Origin of the sequence: Novosphingobium sp. UBA6272 (assembly GCF_002440635.1) — a bacterium.
In the GTDB taxonomy this organism is placed as follows: domain Bacteria; phylum Pseudomonadota; class Alphaproteobacteria; order Sphingomonadales; family Sphingomonadaceae; genus Novosphingobium.
In genome coordinates, this window is the sequence record NZ_DJUW01000025.1 from 14319 (window position 1) to 33047 (window position 18729).

The 18729-nt window shown below is 67.0% G+C and carries 23 protein-coding genes; 20 read left to right on the forward strand and 3 right to left on the reverse strand.

The annotated features are described in order from the left end of the window. The first annotated feature begins 39 nt into the window (after positions 1–39). Positions 40–1620, forward strand: coding sequence for a hypothetical protein (locus tag B2V17_RS11245; protein ID WP_292997679.1), 1581 nt, complete (start codon positions 40–42; stop codon positions 1618–1620). On the opposite strand, the gene B2V17_RS11250 is transcribed toward B2V17_RS11245, so the two are convergent. Further along, positions 1617–2252 (reverse strand): glutathione S-transferase family protein, encoded by a 636-nt coding sequence (locus tag B2V17_RS11250; protein WP_292997681.1) that lies wholly within the window; start codon positions 2250–2252, stop codon positions 1617–1619. The genes B2V17_RS11245 and B2V17_RS11250 overlap by 4 nt on opposite strands. Then, positions 2249–2890, reverse strand: coding sequence for a YqaA family protein (locus B2V17_RS11255; protein WP_292997683.1), 642 nt, complete (start codon positions 2888–2890; stop codon positions 2249–2251). Before B2V17_RS11255 ends, B2V17_RS11250 begins: the two co-directional genes overlap by 4 nt. Positions 2891–3104: 214 nt before the next feature. Here B2V17_RS11255 and B2V17_RS11260 point away from each other — a divergent pair, with 214 nt between their 5' ends. Continuing rightward, positions 3105–3650, forward strand: coding sequence for a hypothetical protein (locus B2V17_RS11260; protein WP_292997685.1), 546 nt, complete (start codon positions 3105–3107; stop codon positions 3648–3650). A 58-nt stretch (positions 3651–3708) separates the two neighbouring features. Further along, on the forward strand, positions 3709–4959 hold the full coding sequence (locus B2V17_RS11265; protein WP_292997687.1) for a DNA-packaging protein: 1251 nt from the start codon (positions 3709–3711) through the stop codon (positions 4957–4959). Between the two features lie 200 nt (positions 4960–5159). Here the strand turns inward: B2V17_RS11265 and B2V17_RS11270 are convergent, their stop codons facing one another. Beyond that, positions 5160–5558, reverse strand: a complete 399-nt coding sequence (locus B2V17_RS11270; RefSeq protein WP_292997689.1) for a hypothetical protein — start codon at positions 5556–5558, stop codon at positions 5160–5162. 75 nt (positions 5559–5633) lie between these two features. On the opposite strand from B2V17_RS11270, the gene B2V17_RS11275 reads away from it, so the two are divergent. The 17 genes from B2V17_RS11275 to B2V17_RS11355 form a co-directional block, all read left to right on the forward strand. After that, a complete protein-coding gene (locus B2V17_RS11275; protein ID WP_292997691.1) occupies positions 5634–6791 on the forward strand; it encodes a phage portal protein in 1158 nt (385 codons plus the stop codon). Beyond that, entirely contained in the window at positions 6788–7096 is a 309-nt protein-coding gene (locus B2V17_RS11280) for a DUF6127 family protein (protein ID WP_292997693.1), read from the forward strand. Before B2V17_RS11275 ends, B2V17_RS11280 begins: the two co-directional genes overlap by 4 nt. After that, the gene (locus tag B2V17_RS11285; RefSeq protein WP_292997695.1) at positions 7093–7518 is read left to right on the forward strand and encodes an HK97 family phage prohead protease; all 426 of its coding nucleotides are present in this window, start codon (positions 7093–7095) and stop codon (positions 7516–7518) included. The genes B2V17_RS11280 and B2V17_RS11285 overlap by 4 nt, the downstream gene beginning before the upstream one ends. Positions 7519–7663: 145 nt before the next feature. Next, positions 7664–8800 (forward strand): phage major capsid protein, encoded by a 1137-nt coding sequence (locus B2V17_RS11290; protein WP_292997697.1) that lies wholly within the window; start codon positions 7664–7666, stop codon positions 8798–8800. Between the two features lie 67 nt (positions 8801–8867). Further along, entirely contained in the window at positions 8868–9416 is a 549-nt protein-coding gene (locus B2V17_RS11295; protein WP_292997699.1) for a head-tail connector protein, read from the forward strand. Beyond that, positions 9413–9571, forward strand: coding sequence for a hypothetical protein (locus B2V17_RS11300; protein WP_292997701.1), 159 nt, complete (start codon positions 9413–9415; stop codon positions 9569–9571). Before B2V17_RS11295 ends, B2V17_RS11300 begins: the two co-directional genes overlap by 4 nt. A gap of 4 nt (positions 9572–9575) precedes the next feature. Continuing rightward, a complete protein-coding gene (locus B2V17_RS11305) occupies positions 9576–9965 on the forward strand; it encodes a DUF3168 domain-containing protein (protein WP_292997703.1) in 390 nt (129 codons plus the stop codon). 97 nt (positions 9966–10062) lie between these two features. Continuing rightward, positions 10063–10470, forward strand: a complete 408-nt coding sequence (locus tag B2V17_RS11310) for a phage major tail protein, TP901-1 family (RefSeq protein ID WP_292997705.1) — start codon at positions 10063–10065, stop codon at positions 10468–10470. After that, on the forward strand, positions 10467–10796 hold the full coding sequence (locus tag B2V17_RS11315) for a gene transfer agent family protein (RefSeq protein WP_292997707.1): 330 nt from the start codon (positions 10467–10469) through the stop codon (positions 10794–10796). Before B2V17_RS11310 ends, B2V17_RS11315 begins: the two co-directional genes overlap by 4 nt. After that, a complete protein-coding gene (locus tag B2V17_RS11320) occupies positions 10793–10981 on the forward strand; it encodes a phage tail assembly chaperone (RefSeq protein ID WP_292997709.1) in 189 nt (62 codons plus the stop codon). The genes B2V17_RS11315 and B2V17_RS11320 overlap by 4 nt, the downstream gene beginning before the upstream one ends. Beyond that, the gene (locus B2V17_RS11325; RefSeq protein WP_292997711.1) at positions 10978–11568 is read left to right on the forward strand and encodes a tail tape measure protein; all 591 of its coding nucleotides are present in this window, start codon (positions 10978–10980) and stop codon (positions 11566–11568) included. Before B2V17_RS11320 ends, B2V17_RS11325 begins: the two co-directional genes overlap by 4 nt. Before the next feature lie 66 nt (positions 11569–11634). Then, complete coding sequence (locus B2V17_RS11330) at positions 11635–13971, forward strand: DUF2460 domain-containing protein (RefSeq protein WP_292997713.1); 2337 nt, start codon at positions 11635–11637, stop codon at positions 13969–13971. Next, positions 13968–14789, forward strand: coding sequence for a DUF2163 domain-containing protein (locus B2V17_RS11335; RefSeq protein ID WP_292997715.1), 822 nt, complete (start codon positions 13968–13970; stop codon positions 14787–14789). The genes B2V17_RS11330 and B2V17_RS11335 overlap by 4 nt, the downstream gene beginning before the upstream one ends. 5 nt (positions 14790–14794) lie before the next feature. Continuing rightward, positions 14795–15193: a hypothetical protein gene (locus B2V17_RS11340; protein WP_292997717.1), complete on the forward strand. Its 399-nt coding sequence runs from the start codon at positions 14795–14797 to the stop codon at positions 15191–15193. An 11-nt stretch (positions 15194–15204) separates the two neighbouring features. Further along, positions 15205–17397, forward strand: coding sequence for a phage tail protein (locus B2V17_RS11345; RefSeq protein WP_292997719.1), 2193 nt, complete (start codon positions 15205–15207; stop codon positions 17395–17397). A 17-nt stretch (positions 17398–17414) separates the two neighbouring features. After that, positions 17415–17870 (forward strand): DUF2793 domain-containing protein, encoded by a 456-nt coding sequence (locus tag B2V17_RS11350; RefSeq protein ID WP_292997721.1) that lies wholly within the window; start codon positions 17415–17417, stop codon positions 17868–17870. 201 nt (positions 17871–18071) lie between these two features. After that, on the forward strand, positions 18072–18729 hold a 658-nt coding region (locus tag B2V17_RS11355), incomplete at its 3' end, for an outer membrane protein (protein WP_292997723.1).

The window sequence follows — 18729 nt, forward strand, 5'->3', positions numbered from 1 at the left end:
AGCGCAGGCTGTGCCAACTGCGACATCGAAGGGGCTTTCATGCGTTTGACAAATCTGGCGGCACTCGCCGCGCTAGGGCTGCTGGCGGCTCCCGCGACCGGGCAGGACGCGCCGAAGGCCACGCCCGCCGCCGAAACCGCGCACCCCGATGGCCACAACCACACCGATCAGGCCGCACCGAAAACGGCGCAATTGCTGGAAGGCTACGGCAACGGCGGCTTCGCGGTTGCCACGACCAATCCCCAGGCCCAGGCGTTCTTCTCCAACGGGATGGAACTGGCCGCCGCCTTTGCCCACAAGGCCTCGATCCAGGCGATGGAAGAGGCGGTGCGGCTCGATCCCGACTGCGCGATGTGCCTGTGGGGGCTGGCCTATACCAGCGGGCCGACGATCAATTACGGCGCGGACCTGAAAGAGCGCGCGCCGCTCTATGCCCAGCTGACCAAGGCGGAAAAGCTGGCGAAGAAGACCGAGAGCCAGCGCAACCGCGATCTGATCTCCACCTTCCGCAAACGTTACCGCCCCGGCTCGTCGATCGAGCAGCGCGACCGCGCCTTCGCCCGCGACATGGTCAAGCTGGTCGAGCGCTATCCGCAGGACAATACCCTGGCAGTGCTGGCCGCCGATGCGATCATCCAGGCAATGAGCGAGAAGGATTACAAGGTTCAGGGGATGCAGGCGAGCACGCTGCTGGAAGGCGTTCTGGCGCGCTCGCCCGAGGATACTCCCGCGATCCATTTCTACATCCATGCGACCGAGATCGCCGGCGTGCCCGAGCGGGCCGAGCGCTATGCCGACAAGCTCGGCACCCTGGCCCCGCGCGCCAGCCACCTGGTCCACATGCCCAGCCACACTTACTACTGGGTCGGGCGCTACCAGGATGCGGCGACGGTCAACCACCGCGCGGTCGAACTCGGCAAGGCCAACGCAATCCGGCTTGGCATGACCGAACCCGACGGGGTCTGGGGTCTGCCCTATCACGCCCACAACGTGATCTTCGGCCTTGGCGGAGCGATGATGGCAGGGGACGCGAAGATCGGGCTTGAGCTTGGCCGCCCGCTGGTCGACCGCTCGCAGGGACAGGCCGAGGCGCATCCGATCATGCAGCTGCTCTCCGCCGCGGGCTATTTCGCGATCGCCCGGTTTGATGATCCCGCCGCGGTGCTGGCCCGGCCGGAGCCGAAACTGCCGTACCTGCAGGCCGCCTGGCACTATGCCCGGGGCGAGGTCTTTGCCAGGCAGGGTGACCTCGCCGGGCTGAAGGCCGAAATTGCCGCGCTGGACAAATCGCCTCCGGCCGACCCCAAGGCTGAATCGAAGGCGCCGGACCAGATGGTGCAGATCGTCCGCCTGGTCCTGGTCGGCCGGCTGGCGATGGCCGAACAGCGCTGGAGCGATGCCCAGACCGCCTTCCGCGCCGCCGCAGAGATCGAGGAAACGCCGGACTTCATGCGCTTTTCCGATCCGCCGGCCTTCTGGTACCCGGTCCGCCGCGATCTCGCTGCGGCGCTGGCGGCAGCGGGCGACAAGGCCGGAGCGCTGAAGGAACTCGACGCTTCGCTCAAGCTGCGCCCCAAGGATCCGGTGGCGCTGGAGTTGAAAGCGAAGATCGAGGGTTAGACCGCGCTCGGCCCCTTGGCCTGCTTCGCCTTGGCCTGCTGAAACCCGTCGCGCTGGCTGAGCCGTTCGAGGTAGGCGGCCATGCCCGGCGTCACCTGCGCGTCCAGTCCGATCGACAGCGCCAACATCACCGCATAGCCGACCGAGACGTCGGCCATGGTGAAGCGCCCGGCTGCCGCAAAATCGCCATGCATCATGCTTTCCGCATTGCGCAGCCGCGAGCCGAACCACTGGGCATAGTCCTCGGCCGCCTGGACAACGCGGCGCTCGGGCGGCTCGAGCCGGGTGTAGCGCAGGTGAATCGTCTGCGGAAAAGTCAGCGTCGCCTCGCCCATCAGCAGGAAGTTGAGGTAGCGGGCATAGTCGGGCTCGTCCGGGGCCACCGCCAGGTCCGACGGGCCATAGCGGGTCGCCAGGAAATGCGGGATCGCGCTGCTTTCGGTCATCAGCGCGCCATCGGCGATCAACGCGGGCACGGTGCCGAGCGGATTGATGTCCTTGTAGCCTTCGAACCGGAACCGCGGCGGAAACGGCAGCAGGGTCAGTTCGTAATCGAGCCCCAGTTCCTCCAGCGCCCACAACGCCCGGAACGAGCGGGCATCGGCGCAGTGGTAGAGGTGCAGGCCGCTCACCGGACCACCTGCTCGACGCTGGTCACCGCATCGCACTTGTGCCCGCTATCGGATTCGCCGCCGAGCAGGGTGATCGCCGCGAAGCCCGAGAGCACCAGCACAACGAAGCCGGCGGTGGCCAGGCCCAGGTACTTGTCGATGAAGGCCTTGATCGGCGCGCCGAACAGGCGGAACAGGATCCCGACGATCAGGAAGCTGATCGAGCGGCTGATGATCGACCCGGCGATGAAGCGCAGCAGGTCCATCCCGATGAACCCGGCGGTGATCGTCAGCAGCTTGAACGGGATCGGGGTCGCGCCCTTGGCGACGAAGATCCAGAAGCCGTATTCGTTGATGTAGCAAGCCGCCTTGGGGAAGCTGTCGGTCAGCCCCAGCCAGCTCAGGATCTGCGCGCCCAGCGTATCGTAAAGCCCCCAGCCGATCGCATAGCCGAGCATTCCCCCGGCCACCGAGGCAAAGGTGGCGATCATCGCAAAGCGGATCGCCTTCTTCGGTTCGGCCAGGCACATGATCCCGAGCAAGGGATGCGGCGGGATCGGAAAGAAGCTCGCCTCCATGAAGGCGAACAGCGCCAGCCACCATTCGGCATGGGGATGGACCGCCTTGGCCATGGTCCAGTCATACAGGCGGCGCAGCATGCGATATCCTTCCCAATGCGTGTTGCGCGCCCGTTTATCGGGGCGAAGGCCCAGCGACAAGTGGCGATCCGGTGCAGGTAAGATAACCTATTTGGTTCTTTGTGCTTGACATCGTCACGCTGATATGGCACATATGCGGAACATCGCGATAAACCGATTCGCCCCGGCGGCGGTTTGCGCGGGTTTGTCCTTCCCCAGCAATGGAACAACCATCATGGCGCTATCCAAGGCGTCCGGGCCCGGCCGCGCTGCGCGCCCTGACAAGACACCGGTCGCCAAACTGGCCAAACGCCCCAAACGACGCCGCTCGATCCAGTATGTCAGTGAGGAAGGCCCGGCCAGCCGTTACTGGCGCGACTACTTTCTGGAAAAGCTGGCCGAAACATCCAATGTCACCGCCAGCGCTGATCATGCCAGAATTACGCCCAGTCGTGCTTACCAGGCGCGCCGCGAAGACCCCGATTTTGCCAGGGCTTGGCTCGCCGCACTTTACGAGGGTTACCAGCATCTGGAGCTTGAGGTTTTGGGGTTTCTGCGTAGTCAGGAGCCTGATCGCAAGTTCGATGTCGCCAATGCAATCCGCCTGCTGGCGGCGCACCGCGCCACAATCGCGCAGGAACGCGCCGCCATCGACGATCAGGACGAACAGACTGTACTCAATTCGATCGACGCGATGATCGACGAGATGCGTGAACGCTCGATCGTCAACACCGCACAGCTTGAAGGGCCGGTCGATGCCGACGAAATCGACCAAGCCTGATCGCGCCGCTTACCTGCAAAATTTGCCCCCTGCCGAGCGGCAGGCGCTGCTGGCCAGAATGTCTGATCGCCAGCGGCGGGCGTTGCGGACCTATTGGCAGCTTTGGGCCCACGAGGGCCAGTTGCCCCCAAATGGCGAATGGCAGGGCTGGCTGATCATGGCCGGGCGCGGTTTTGGCAAGACCCGGGCTGGGGCGGAATGGATCCGCGCAATTGCTGAGAAGGATCCCACCGCACGGATTGCCTTGGTTGCCGCATCCCTGGGCGAGGCTCGCAGCGTCATGGTCGAAGGGCAAAGCGGCCTGCTCGCGGTCGCGCCACGGGGCAAGCGGCCGAGGTTCGAGCCGTCGCGCCGCCTGTTGACCTGGCCCGGCGGTGCGCAGGCCACGCTGTTTTCAGCCGGAGAGCCGGAGAGTTTGCGGGGACCGCAACACAGCCACGCATGGTGTGACGAAATTGCCAAATGGGACCTGGCCGGGGGCCGCGCGGAAGCGGCGTGGGACAACCTTCAGCTGGGCTTGCGCCTTGGCGCCCGGCCGCGGCTGATTGCCACCACCACCCCGCGCGCCGTGCCGTTGCTGCGCCGCCTGCTCGATAACCAGGAAGTTTCGATCACCCACGGTTCAACTTACGCCAACAAGGCCAATCTTGCGCCCGGCTTCGTTCGTTCGGTCAGGACCCAGTATGGCAAGTCGCTGCTCGGCCGCCAGGAGTTGGACGGCGAACTGATCGTCGACCTTACCGGCGCGCTGTGGACCCGCGCCTTGCTGGAGCAGGTGCGCGAGGCGGTGCCCACCAGCCTGCCGGTGCGCACCGTGGTCGCGGTCGATCCGCCGGCCTCAAGCGCCGGGGACGCTTGCGGGATCGTGGTCTGTGCCTTGGGCGAGGACGGGATTGCCCGGGTCCTGGCCGATTGCTCGGTCGAAAAGGCCAGCCCCGAAAAATGGGCCCGCGCCGTCGCCCGCGCCGCCCAGGCCTGGCAGGCCGACCGGGTGGTCGCCGAAGCCAATCAGGGCGGGGCGATGGTCGCGAGCGTGCTGCGCGCCGCCGACCTGGCGCTGCCGCTCAGGCTGGTTCACGCCAGCAAAGGCAAGGTCGCCCGCGCCGAACCGGTCGCCGCCCTCTACGAAGCCGGCCGCGTCCGCCACGCCGGCCAGTTCCCGCAGCTGGAAGACCAGCTCTGCGGGCTGCTGGCGGGCGGCGGGTATGAGGGGCCGGGACGGTCGCCGGACCGCGCGGATGCGCTGGTCTGGGGGCTGACGGAGCTGGTTCTGGGCAAAAAGCGGGTGCCGCGGGTCTCGCTGGGATAGATTGAGGAAACGCAGACTCAGCGATGTTAGTTGAAAGTTTAGACGGACTAAACTACATAGCCTTTGTCGATGCGCAGAGGTGGGAACCGCCACCCCACACACTTCGGGCAACTGGAGTAGAGGCCTCGAGCCGAGAGATCGCGGTTGGCAACGCGCTCGCATTGATCGATTGGGGGAGCTTTCGGGCTCCCCCTTTCTCTTTAAAACAACACTTTCAGCGCCCCATTCAACCGACGCGAATCAACATCCTGCTGCTTGATCGTATAGGCCGTTCGGACATTGTATGTGCCGTGCTGGCTTACTTCGAGCGCAATGACGACGAGCGCGAAATCCCGGTTTTGAACGCCCGGTTCCACACGCTTGACCAAATAGAACGCCCCGCCATGCCGAGCGTCCTGCCCTGCATAGGTTGGTGAACGCAGAATATCGATCAAGTTCGCCATGATCAGCGGATAATCATCGGGATGATCATCAGCGATATGCTGGTGGCACGCTTTACTGACCCATACATCGGCGACTTCAAGTTCAGTGTCGAGTGCACGGTTGATCAGTGCGGCAGGGAGCGGTCCGATCCGAAAGGATTTGCGTTTGTTCTTCATAAGCTTGGATGCTGGCTGATCTGCCGTCAAACTTCGTCCCGGTCAACTTTCCGGGACAAAACCGAAAGGCCCCCCATGTCCTTCCTCACAACCCTGGCCGCCGCCTTCAAGGGCGGGGGTTCCGAACGCGTGCCTTTGAGGCGCAGCTTCATTTCACCCTGGCTCTATGCCGAGGGCAGCGCGCGGGCGCCGTTTGACTATGCCCGGGCGGTCAAGCGCGGCTATGCCGAAAACCCGGTGGTCCAGCGCTCGGTCCGGCTGGTCGCCGAGGGGATCGGCGGGGCGCCGCTGGGGTCGGTCGATCCGGCGCTCGCCGCATTGGTCCAGGCGACCAGTGCCGGCCAATCGCTGCTGGAGACGCTGGCCAGCCAGCTGCTGCTCCACGGCAATGCCTATGTCCAGGTGATCAAGGACGGGCTGGGCCGGCCAGCCGAGCTGTTCGCGCTGCGGCCCGAGCGGGTCAGCGTGCTTCCCGGGCCGGATGGCTGGCCCAGCGGCTATGCCTACAAGGTCGGCGAACAGGCCCTGACCATTCCGGTGCTGGACGAGCATGCCAGCCCCAACCTGATCCATATCCGCTTCTTCCACCCCGGCGACGATCACTATGGCGCCGGCTGCCTCGCCGCCGCCGAGGAAGCGGTGCTGACGCACAACGCCGCCGCCGCGTGGAACCGCCAGCTGCTGGAAAACGCCGCCCGGCCGAGCGGCGCGCTAGTCTATGATCCCGGCGACGGCGCGGGGCTTTCCGCCGACCAGTTCGAGCGGCTCAAGCAGGAGCTGAGCGCAGCCTATGCCGGCCATGCCAATGCCGGGCGGCCGATGCTGCTCGAAGGCGGGCTCAAGTGGCAGTCGCTCAGCCTGTCGCCCGCCGACATGGACTTTGCCGAACTGAAGGCCGCTGCCGCACGCGATATCGCGCTGGCTTTTGGCGTGCCGCCGATGCTGCTCGGCCTGCCCGGCGACGCGACCTATGCCAATTATCGCGAAGCCAACCGCGCGCTGTGGCGGCTGACCCTGCTGCCCTTGGCAAACAAGCTGCTGTCCGCCTTGTCCGAAGGGCTGGAGACCTGGTTTCCCGGCCAGCACCTCGGTGTCGACCTCGACCGGATCCCGGCCTTGGCCGAAGACCGCGAGCGGCTCTGGGCGCAGGTCGGCGCCGCCACGTTCCTCGGCGATGCCGAGAAGCGCGCCATGCTCGGCCTGGCGCCTGCTGATGGATGGAACAAACCATGAACCGCGACGAGATGGTCGCCCGCCTGGTCGCCCAGGCCGAGGATCAGGGCGCCGAACTGGTGACGCTGCGCGCGATCATCGAGGAGGCCAGCGAGCTCGGCGCCGAACGCGTGCTCAGCCGGATGGGGCTCGATGATCCCTCGGCCCATTCCGACCTGTCCGAGCTGCGCCAGCTGCTCCAGGCCTGGCGCGATGCCAAGTCGAGCGCGTGGAAGGCGGCGGTGACCTGGGTGGTGCGCGGGGCGCTGGCGCTGCTGCTGCTCGGCATCGTCTACCGCACCGGCGCCACAGGGCTGCTGCGATGACCCCGGATCAAGTCCGGGGCAGCACAAGCGCGCTGCGCTTTGCCGGCTACGCCGCCCTGTTCGGCAAGCGCGACGCGGGGCGCGATCTGGTCCAGCCCGGCGCTTTCGCCCGCACCCTGGCCGAACGCCGCGAGCCGCTGCCGCTGTTCTGGCAGCACCATCCCGACCAGCGGATCGGCTGGGTCGAAACCGTGGCCGAGGATGGCCGCGGTCTGCGGGTGATCGCGACGATCGACAATCCGGCCGGCGGGGCTGCGGCGGCGCTGAAACGCGGTGCGGTCACCGGCCTCTCGTTCGGCTACCGCGCGCGCCAGTTCACCCGGCACGCAGCCGGCCGCGACCTGACCGACATCGACCTGTTCGAGGTCAGCCTGGTCACCCACCCGATGCAGCACGGCGCAAGGGTTCATCTGATCAAATGACCGCTGCCACGCGGCCGGTTTCTAAAGCCTCCCCTCCCGCCTGCGGGAGGGGCCGGGGGAGGGCCTGTCACCTCTCCGCCCACCCAACACCCCCTCCCCTAACCCCTCCCGCCAGCGGGAGGGGGATCAACCGAAAGGCCAATCCATGGACAATGAAATACCCACCGAACCGCTTGACGCCTCGTTCGATCTGATTGCCCGGCAGGATGCCGCCGAGCAGGCGCTTTCGGCGCTGCGCGGCGATGTCGATGAAGTGAAGTCGCGGCTGGAAAAGGTCAGCCGTGCCGCCGCGCGCCCGGCGCTGGGCGGCAGCTCCGCCGCCAGCCCGGAACTCAAGGGCTTTGTCGACGGCTACCTTCGCCAGGGCCGCGAGAGCGAACTGAAATCGCTCACCAGCGGCGTCCTCGCCGATGGCGGCTATGCCGTCCCGCGCGAGATCGACGCGCTCATCTCGGCCCAGCTGAAGGCGATCAGCCCGATCCGCGCGATCGCTCAGGTCGTCCAGGTCGGCACCAGCGGCTACCGCAAGCTGGTCACCTCGGCCGGCACCGCCTCGGGCTGGGTCAGCGAGACTGCCGCCCGGCCGGAAACGACCACCGGCAAGTTCAACGAAATCGTCCCGCCGATGGGCGAGCTTTATGCCAACCCCTCGGCGAGCCAGGCCATGCTCGACGATGCCGCCTTCGACCTCGAGGAATGGCTGGCTGGTGAGATCGCGACCGAATTCGCCAAGGCCGAAGGGGCCGCCTTTATCAATGGCACCGGCACCAACCAGCCCAAGGGCTTCCTCGGCGCGCCGACCAGCAATGCCGCCGATGCCGCCCGCCCGTTCGGTACGCTGCAATTCTCGGTCACCGGCAACGCCAGCGCTTTCGATACCACGCCGGAACTGAAGCTGATCGACATGGTCCATTCGTTGAAGGCGGCGCACCGCCAGGGCGCGGTCTTCGTGATGAATTCCAAGACGCTTTCGACGATCCGCAAGTTCAAGGCGGCTGATGGCTCGTTCCTGTGGCAGCCCGGGATCATGGACGGCGCGCCGGCCCGCCTGCTCGGCTATCCGGTGATCGAGGCCGAAGACATGCCCGATGTTGCCGCCAATGCCTTCCCGATTGCCTTCGGCAACTTCCGCAACGGCTATCTGATCGCCGAGCGCAAGGCGACCACGATCCTGCGCGATCCGTTCACCAACAAGCCCTATGTCAACTTCTACGCGACCAAGCGCGTGGGCGGCCAGGTGCTCGACAGCGACGCGATCAAGCTGCTCAAGGTCTCGCTCTGAAGCCTGCCGGGGCCGGGCCAGTTCCGGCCCCGGATCTTCGTCATCCTGAAACTATCCGGAGACCGCCATGAAGCGGGCTATCGTCACGCCTGCGGCGCTTGCGCCCGCGGCGCTATCCGAGCTGAAGGACTGGCTCGGCATCACCACCCCTGCCGACGACGCGCAGCTGACCATGCTGCTGCGCGCCGCGCTCGACAGTTGCGAGGATTTCACCGGCGCCATGCCCCTGCAGCAGGACTGCGAGGAAGTGCTGCCGGTGTCGAGCAGCTGGCAAGCGCTGGCCACGCGCCCGGTCCAGGCGATCACCGCGATCGAGGGGATTCCGGCCGAGGGCGCGCGCTTCGCCCTGCCGGTCGCCAATTACGCGATCGAACTCGACGCCGATGGCGGCGGACGCGTGCTGGTCAGCAATCCCGGCGCGGCCGGGCGGATCGCGGTGCGATTTTCCGCCGGGCTGGCCACGCAATGGTCCATGCTGCCCGAAGGCCTGCGCCACGGCCTGCTCCGGCTCGCCGCATTCCAGTATCGCCAGCGCGAGGATGAAAGTGCGGCCGCCTTGCCCCCGGCCGCAGTCGCGGCGCTGTGGCGGCCGTGGCGGCGGCTGCGGCTGGCATGAGCCTGTCCGCCTTCGACGCACTGGCCGCGCGGCTGGCCGACAAGGCCCGCCGCCTCGGCGAAGCCGCCGCGCTGGTCCGCCGCGATTCCGCGAAGGCCTGGCGCGATGCGCGGCTGGTCTGGCCGCTGTTTACGCCCACCAACCTGAGAGACTGACGCGATGGAAATTGCCCTGCGCAGCGCCGTGATCGCCTGGCTTCGGGCCGATCCCGGCCTGTCCGCCCAGCTCAATGCCGTGGTCGAGGAAGTGCCGCAACGCACTGCCCTGCCGTGGCTGGCGATCGCCGCCTCGGCCAGCGCCGACTGGAGCGTCAAGGACCGGCCGGGCCGCGAGGTACGCCTTGCGCTCGAGCTGCATTGTCGCGGCGACAAGCCTGACAGTGCCGCGTCCCTTGTCGCGGCGATCGAGGCAAGGATTAGCTCGCTTCCCGCCGCGCAGCCGGGCTTTCAGGTCGTGACCGCCCAGTTCCTCCGCGCCCGCGCCGAACAGCGCGCCAGCAACACCCGCGCGGTGCTGCTGGAATACCGGTTCAGATTGCTCGCCGATTAGCCGCTGCAACGCAGCCGGCTCCTGCTTTCTCCCTTCCCGCTTGCGGGAGGGGAAGCACCAGCGTTCCGGCCTTTGCCGGAACAGATAGGAGTTTCCCATGCCCGCCCAGAAAGGCAGTGCCTTCCTGCTCAAGATTTCGAATGGCGCGACCCCGGCGGTCTACCAAACCGTCGCCGGGCTGCGCACCACCCAGATGTCGATCGCTGGCGATCCAGTGGTGATCACCACCAAGGAAAGCGGCGGCTGGCGAGAAATGCTGTCGGGCGCCGGGGTCCGCTCGGTCTCGGTCAGCGCCGCCGGAATCTTCCTCGGCAGCGCTGCCGAAGCCCAGGTCCGCGCCAACGCAATGAACGGCACGCTCGACGATTACGAACTGAGCTTCGAAGGCGGTGAGAAGCTGCGTGGCCGCTTCCTGGTCCAGAAGCTCGACTATTCGGGCGATTTCAACGGCGAGCGCAATTACACCTTGCAGCTCGAAAGCTCGGGCGCGGTGGCCAGCGCATGAACCAGCCTGCCAATCCGTTCCGCGGCGAAGCGAGCCTCCCCCTCGCCGGTTCGCCGCGTCTGCTCCGCCCCAGTTTCGCCGCGCTGGTCGCGGCCGAAGAAGAACTGGGCCCACTCTTCGCGCTCGTCGAGCGCGCTGGGGCGGGGCAGCTTCGGCTGGCCGAAATGATCGCGCTGTTCTGGCATTGCCTGGCCGACCGCGAGAGCCTGAGCCGCGATGCCATGGGTGAGGCGGTGATAGCCCTTGGTCTGGCCGAAGCGAGCAAGCCGCTGCGCGTGCTGCTGGGGCAGATCCTGCAGGGCCGGGTCGCTTCGCCCGAACCATGAGCGAACTGTTCGGCCCCGGCGCGCTGCGCCTGTCGGGCCATGCCGCGCAGCTGCTCGGCTGGCGCCCGGGTGAATTCTGGGCCGCAACCCCGGCCGAACTGGCCGCTATCCTGCGGCCCGGCGAAGCGGCCGGCGAAGCCCTGACCCGCATCGACCTCAACCGCCTGATGGAGCGTGAACAATGACCGACGCGGTCGAAAGCCTGCTGATCGACGTGCGGGCCAATACCCAGGGCTTTGCCGCCGATGTTGCGGCGATGCGCAGCACCTTCGATTCGGGTCTGCTCGACGGGTTCGAACGGGCCGGATCGGTGCTCGAACGCGGGCTGCTCTCGGCAATCCGCAAGGGCAGCCTCGGATTCGAGGACCTGCGGCGGATCGCTCTCAACGTTATGGACCAGATTGCCGGACAGGCGCTCAACAGCATGTTCGCCTCGATGGGTATGAGCAGTGGGTCTGGCGGTGGAGGCGGAACGCTTGGGGCGCTGGTCAGCTTTGGCACGACCATGCTGACCCAGCTACTCGGTCTTCCCGGCCGGGCCACAGGCGGCCCGGTTTCGCCCGGGCGCGGTTATGTTGTGGGGGAACGCGGCCCGGAACTGTTTGTACCGACCAGCGCCGGGCGGATCGAACCCGGCCCCGGCCGCGCGGGCCGCGAGGTCAAGGTCAACATCACCATCGCCGCCCCGCCCGGCACCGGCGCGCCGCAGGCGCTGCAGCGCTCAGGCCGGCAAGTCGCCAGCGCCGTCCGCCGCGCGCTGAGCGAATTCTGATCAATCGATCTTTCCCAATTGCGCTGACGCGAAAAAGGGGAAGGATCAAACCACTTAGGAACTCCCATGGCTTTCTGGCTCGCCGCCCGGCGTGAAGGGCAGGACAGCGACTGGATCCAGCGCTTCGATCCGCGCTTCTGGACGGTCAATTTTCCGCGCCCGATGATGGCTGCGCTGACCTGCCCGGCCGCCGATACACTGCGGGTCGATGCCACGTTCCTGCGCCAGGGCGATCTCGCCGGGATCATCTGGGACAGCGCCGATACGATCGATCACCCGCTGCTGCGCTATGCCACCAATCGCGACTATGCCCGCACCCGGCTCAGCTTTCGCTGGCGTTCGGGCGGGGTGATCGCGCTCGATGCGGTGAACGGCCCGACCCTGACGATCGAGGGCCGCGATGCCGCGGGGACAGCGCACAGCTGGTATGTACGGCTGTGGAACTATGCCGAGGGCGGCGCCAGCGACGCGCTGATCACGCTTGACTTTTCCAACCTTGCCGGCGGGTTCCTGCTGCCGGGCGAAGCCGATGCTGTCCATCCGTCCGCAATCGACCGGATGTTCATCTCGCTGGTCGCCCCCGGCTATGTTGCGGGCAGCTCCACGCCGCTGCCCGCCGCGGTGGAAGGCTGGGCCGAGCTGAGCGCGCTGCGCTGCGAAGGCCAGCACGCCATGCTGGAAGTGGGCGACGTGGTTGTGCCGCCGCATGGCCTGGCCATCGCCACGGCCTACGACGATTGCACCAACCAGACCCCTCAGCGGCTGATCCGCGCCGCGCTCCAGCTCGGTTACCGTGGCAGCCTGCTGCACTATGCCGGGATGAGCCACTTCATGCGGCTCAACGCGCAAGGCGGCAGCTATCTCGTGCCGTTCAGCGGGGAGCGGCTTTGCGCCCCGGCCAAGGTCTGGCACCGCGCTTTCTTTGCCGCTGCCAAGGCGGCCGGTTTCGTTCCGATCCTGTCGCTGTCCTATGAATTGCTGGCCCAGCACTGCCCGGCCAGCTGGCAGCAGAAGGCAGCGAACGGCGATCCGGCACGCACCGGATGGGACCCCCCCTCGGCGCTGCTCAGCCCGGCCAAGAGCGGGGCGATGGCCTGGCTTCAAGCAGTCGCCGGCGAATTCGTTGCGCTGATGAAGGAGGCCGGAGTTGCGGTCCGGTTCCAGATCGGTGAGCCGTGGTGGTGGATCATGGCCGATGGCCGGCCCTGCCTGTATGACGAGGCGGCCAAGCTGGCCTTCGGCGGCAATCCGGTTGCCATCCCCAACCTGACTCAGCCGCTGGATGCGACGCAAAAGGCCCTGCTCGACCGGGCCGGCGCGCTGCTGGCCGCGAGCACCCTGGCGCTGCGCGATGCGGTGCGCACGGCAGCCGCGCCCGGTTCGGCCGAAGTGCTGCTGTTGACCTTCCTGCCCGGGGTGCTCGACCCCGCCATGCCCGAAGCGCGCCGCGCCAACCTGCCGACCGGCTGGGCCAGCCCGGCCTTCGACCGGCTGCAGCTGGAGGACTATGACTGGCTGACCGGCGGAGCCGAAGCGTTCCGGCGCGATGCCTATGCCGCGATTGCCGCGCGCCTCGGCTATCCGGCCAGCGAGACTGACTATCTCGCCGGTTTCGTGCTCGATCCCGCTGACAGCGCGCTGTGGCGGGCGATCGACGCCGGAATCGAGGAGGCTGCGGTCCGCGGTGCCCACGAGCGCTTCGTCTGGGCCCTGCCGCAAGTCTGCCGCGACGGCTTTGTCCGCCTGCCCCCTGCCAACGATGAGGACACCATGCTGCCCTTCGACGATGTGCCCTATCCTCTTGCGCTTGGCCGCGACGCCTCGGTTATCCCGGAGTTCTCGACCAGCGTCTCGGTCACGGCTTCAGGGTTCGAGCGGCGCAACAGCTTGTGGTCCGATGCCCGGCTACGGTTCGATGTCGGCCCCGGCGTGCGTTCGGAAACTGAACTCGGCGTCCTGCTGGCCTTCTTCCGCGCCCGGCGCGGCGCGGCGCGCGGGTTCCGCCTGCGCGATCCATCGGATTTCAGCTCCAATGCCATGACCGGCACGCCGACCGCTGCTGATCAGCTGCTCGGCCTGGGCGACGGGCTTCGCGCCAGCTTCCCCCTGGTCAAACGCTATGGCGATGGCGAGGCGGAACAGCTGCGGCGGATCACCCGGCCGCGCGCTGATAGCGTGATCGTCAGCGTCGGCGGCGCACCGACCACCGCCTTCGTGCTCGACCCCGGCGGCGTGGTGCGGCTGATGCAGCCGCCCGCGGCGGGGCAGGCAGTGCACGCCGGGTTCCTGTTCGACGTGCCGGTGCGCTTTGCCGAGGACCGGCTTGAGGTCTCGGGCGCGGTCTTCGCGGCAGGGGAAGCTCCCAGTGTGCCGGTGATCGAAATCCGCGAGGGCGAGGAATGAGCCGGGTCTGGTTCAGCCAGCCGCTCGAAACGGTAGCGACCTATTGGCGCGTGTTCCGGCGCGACGGGGCGGCCCTGGGCTTCACCACCCACGACCGCGACCTGTGGTTTGACGGCATATTGCATCGCTCCGCACCGGGGATGATTCCCTCGGCGATCCGCCGTTCGGCCGATCTCGATCCCGACAGCGCCGAGGTGCAGGGCGCGCTGAGCCACGATTCGATCTCGGCCGCCGACCTGGCGCTGGGCCGGTTCGACCGGGCGCGGGTGATGATCGGGCTGGTCGACTGGGACAACCTCGATCACCGCGAAATCTATCGCGGCATGATCGGCACGGTGACCGAAGAGGCGGGCGGCTTCACCGCCGCGCTGGAAAGCCGCAAGCTGGAACTGCAGCGAGATCCGGTGCCGCGCACCAGCCCGAGCTGCCGCGCCGCCTTTTGCGGTCCGGGCTGCACGCTGTCGGCCGCGCGGTTCGAGCGCGACACCAGTGTGGCCAACTATGATTCCGCCACCAATGCCGTGCTTTCAGCCGGGGCCGTGCCTGCCGCAGACCTCGTCGGCGGAACGCTGCGCTGGCTCGATGGACCCTATGCCGGACTGACCATGGGAATCGTCGCGCAGGATGCCACCGGCCTGATGCTCGACACGCCGCTTGATCTCGCGGTCCCGCCGGGCACCCGGATCCGGCTGCGCGAAGGCTGCGACCGCACCCTGGCGACCTGCGCCAGCCGGTTCGGCAACGCGATCAATTTCCAGGGCGAGCCGCACCTGCCCGGCAACGATCTTGTCACCCGCTATCCGGCACCGACAGGATGAGCGGCATGGGCCTCGCCCAAGCGGCCGAAGGCCTGGTCGGAACCCGCTTCCGCCTGCATGGCCGCGATCCCGCGACCGGACTCGATTGCATCGGTCTGCTTGAAGCGGCGCTGGCCCGGCTGAACCGAAAGGTGACGTTGCCTGGTGGCTATCCGCTGCGACTGGTAGGTCTTGACCATTGGCTGCCGGATCCGGCGGAATGCGGCTTTGCAGACGCCGCGTTGCCGTTTGAGCCGGGCGATGTCGTCCTGCTGCGGCCCGCGACCGGACAAGTCCACCTTGCGATCGCCGGGACAGGCAGCGACTGGATCCACGCCCATGCCGGGCTGCGCCGGGTGGTTTCAACGCCTCAAATACCAACTGGCCCGATCCTCCATCACTGGCGGCTGCGGCCGGCAAGCTGAAAGCGCATCCCATGGCTACTCTGGTTCTCACCGCAGTCGGCACGCTGATCGGCGGCCCGCTGGTCGGCGCGCTCGGCGCAATGGCCGGCAGCGCAATCGACGCCAAGATCTTCGGTCCCAAGGGCGGATCGCGCGAAGGCCCGCGGCTTAGCGAGCTGAAACTCACCACATCGAGCTACGGCGCGCCGATCCCGCGCCATTTCGGGCGGATGCGGGTGGCTGGTCAGATGATCTGGGCGACCGATCTGGTCGAGCAAAAGGACAAGCAGGGCGGCGGAAAATCCGGTCCCTCGGTTACCAATTACAGCTATTCGGTCAGCCTGGCTGTCGCCTTGTCGAGTCGTCCCCTGCTCGGCATCGGCCGGATCTGGGCCGACGGCAAGCTGCTGCGCGGCGAAGCGGGTGACCTGAAGGTCGGCGGCACCCTGCGCTTTCACGACGGCGCCGGGGATCAGTCGCTCGATCCGCTGATCGCCTCGGCCGAAGCAGCAGGGCAATGCCCGGCCTATCGCGGCATCGCCTATGCGGTGTTCGAGGATCTGCAGCTGTCGGAATTCGGCAACCGCATTCCAGCGCTGTCGTTTGAAGTCATCGCTGATGAAGCCCCGCTGACGCTGAGCGACCTGCTGGATGGGTCAATCGAAGACCTCTCTGCCGAAGTGCCGCTGCCCGGGATCGCCGGGCTTTCGATCGAAGGCCCGCTTGCCGAGACGCTGGCCGGGCTTGAGCCGTTCTATCCGATCGATGTGGACACCAGCGGCGAGCTGTTGGTCCTTTCGCCCGATCGCCGCGACGTGCCGGCAATCGCGCTGCCCGTGGCGGCAACCTCGTCCAGCAAGGACGACTTCGGCGGAAACGAGGGCTTCACCCGGCGGCGCGTCGGCGAGCCCGAGGTTCCGGTAGCGGTGCTACGCTATTACGACCGCGACCGCGACTACCAGCCCGGGACCCAGCGCGCCGCCGGGCGCCCGCTGCCCGGTCAGCCGGCCACAATCGAACTGCCCGCGACGCTGTCGGCTGTTGATGCGCGCCGCCTGGTCGAGCAGGCGGCCAAGCGCGCCAATTGGGGCCGCCAGACCGTGTCATGGCGGGTCACCCAACACGATCCGGAGGTTGCGCCCGGCGCAACCGTAACGCTGCCCGGTCACCCCGGCTTCTGGCGGGTCAGGGCCTGGGAATGGCGTGATCAGGGAATCGAGCTGACCCTGGCGCGGATGGCACCTTCAACAATGCCAGCATCTTCAGCCGATCCCGGCCGGGCTAATCCGGCACCCGACCTCGCCTTGGGGCAAACCGCGCTGGCCGCGTTCGAGCTGCCATGGGATGGCCAGTCCGGTACGGTGCCGCTGATAATGGCGGTGCCATCGTCAGCCGGGACGGCCTGGCCCGGGGCCAGCCTCTACGCCGATCAAGGCGACGGCGCGCTCCTGCCACTCGGTGCCAGCGGCCGCGATCGGGGCCGGATTGGCGCGGCCCTGACCGCCCTTCCCGAGGCATCGCCGCTGCTGTTCGACCGACATTCCAGCGTCGATATCGCGATGATCGGGGCCGACATGACCCTGATCGACGCGACGATGCGGCAGCTGGCGATGGGCGCGAACCGCGCGCTGCTAGGCAGCGAATTGATCCAGTTTGCCAGGGCGGATCCGCTTGGGGCAGGGTCATGGCGGCTCTCAGGCCTGTGGCGCGGCCGCGGCGGAACCGAAGCTGCGGTCACCTCGCACCACTCTGGCGAGGATTTCGTCCTGCTCGACGGCAGCGGAACCTTGGTAGACCCCACAACGCTGGGCACCTCGCCGCTGGCCCAGGTCGTCGCGACCGGGTTGGCTGATCCCGCTCCGGTAGTCGTGCCTGTCACGCTTCGGGGGATCGGTTTGCGCCCTCCAAGCCCGGTCCATCCGCGCTGGTCAGCTTTTGCTGGCGGCGTTCGGCAGCTAAGCTGGACGCGCCGCGCCCGGGGTGGCTGGCTATGGCTCGACGGCGTCGAGACCCCGCTTGCCGAACAGGCCGAGACCTATGAAATCACTTATGGCTTGGCCGATACCGTCCACGCCCGGTGGGAGACCGCGCAACCCGGCCTTGAGCTAGACAGCAACGCGCTGTCTGCCCTGCTTGCCGCCGTCCCGCAAGGACGCTTTGCCGTGCGCCAGCGCGGGGATCGGGCCCTGTCCGAAGCCTTGATCGTTGCTCCGCCCCAACCTTGACCGAAAGGACCCTGCCGATGCCCGATCCCCTGTTCGAAACCCGCACGCCCAGGCTGGACCTGCCGCTGCTGTTTGCTGGCCAGGCGCAGAAGGAACTGTTCGTCAACGAGGTGGCATCCCGGCTTGATGCCCTGCTGTTTCTTGCCGTCGAAAGCGAACTGCCGACGCCGCCAGCTAGCCCAGGCGAAGGTCAAAGCTGGCTGGTCGCTGCCGCACCGACGGGCGACTGGTCCGGCCATGCCGGGGAGATCGCATCGCGCCAATCGGGCAATTGGCTGTTCACCGCCCCGGTGGCTGGCATGCGCCTGCTCAACAGGTCCACCGGCCAGGAAATCCGCTACGTCACGCAGTGGAATGTGCCGGCCAAGCCGACCGCACCAAGCGGCGGAACCACAGTCGATGCAGAAGCGCGTAGCGCGATCAATGCGGTCATTTCGGTATTGGTCCTCGCCGGTATCGTGCCTTCCGCTTGATCTGGCCAAAGCGCAATAGCACCGATCCCCTGCTGATTAACCGCCCATCAAGCATGAATTCGCGTCATTTCGTCGCGAGGGCACCGCAATTCGCGACATTTTTGCAACACTTCCGGCTTTTGCAAGCTTGCGCGGCAATTGGGTTGCAGTTAGGAATCCCGCCACTCGGTGGCTTCAATCCTATCAAAGGGGAAAACCATAATGCGTAAGTTCATCGTCGGGATGGCTCTGGCTTCCACAGCCCTTGCTTCGCCCGCTCTCGCCCGTGACGATTCGTGGTACATCGAAGGCGATGTCGGCGGAGTCATGATCGAGGACATGGAGAACCTGGTAAGTCCGGGTTTTGGCATCCTCAACACCGGTGTCGGCTATGATGCTGGCGGTGTTGTCGGTTACGACTTCGGCGGTTTCCGCCTTGAAGCCGAAGCCAGCTACCGTACGGCCAATGCCGACGGCTTCAACATCTCACCCGCCTCGACCCTTTCGGGTGCCAATCTTGATGGCCGCGCCAGCGCGCTGAGCTTCATGATGAACGGCCTGCTCGATTTCGGCGATGACGATGGCCTGCAGGGTTACGTCGGCGGCGGCGCTGGCATCGGGCGCGTCAAAGTCAGGGCTGCCAGCCCATCGCTCACTTACGTGGACGATTCCGACAGCGGTTTCGCCTGGCAGGTGATCGCCGGTCTGCGTCACCCGGTCAGCAGCAATGTCGATGTCGGTCTGAAGTACCGCATGTACAACCAGCAGAACGTTGGACTGGTCAGCCCGCGCGGTGCCGCGCTGGATACCGACTTCCGTTCGCACTCGCTGATGCTGACGCTGGGCTACAACTTCGGTGGCGAAGAAGCGGCTCCGCCGC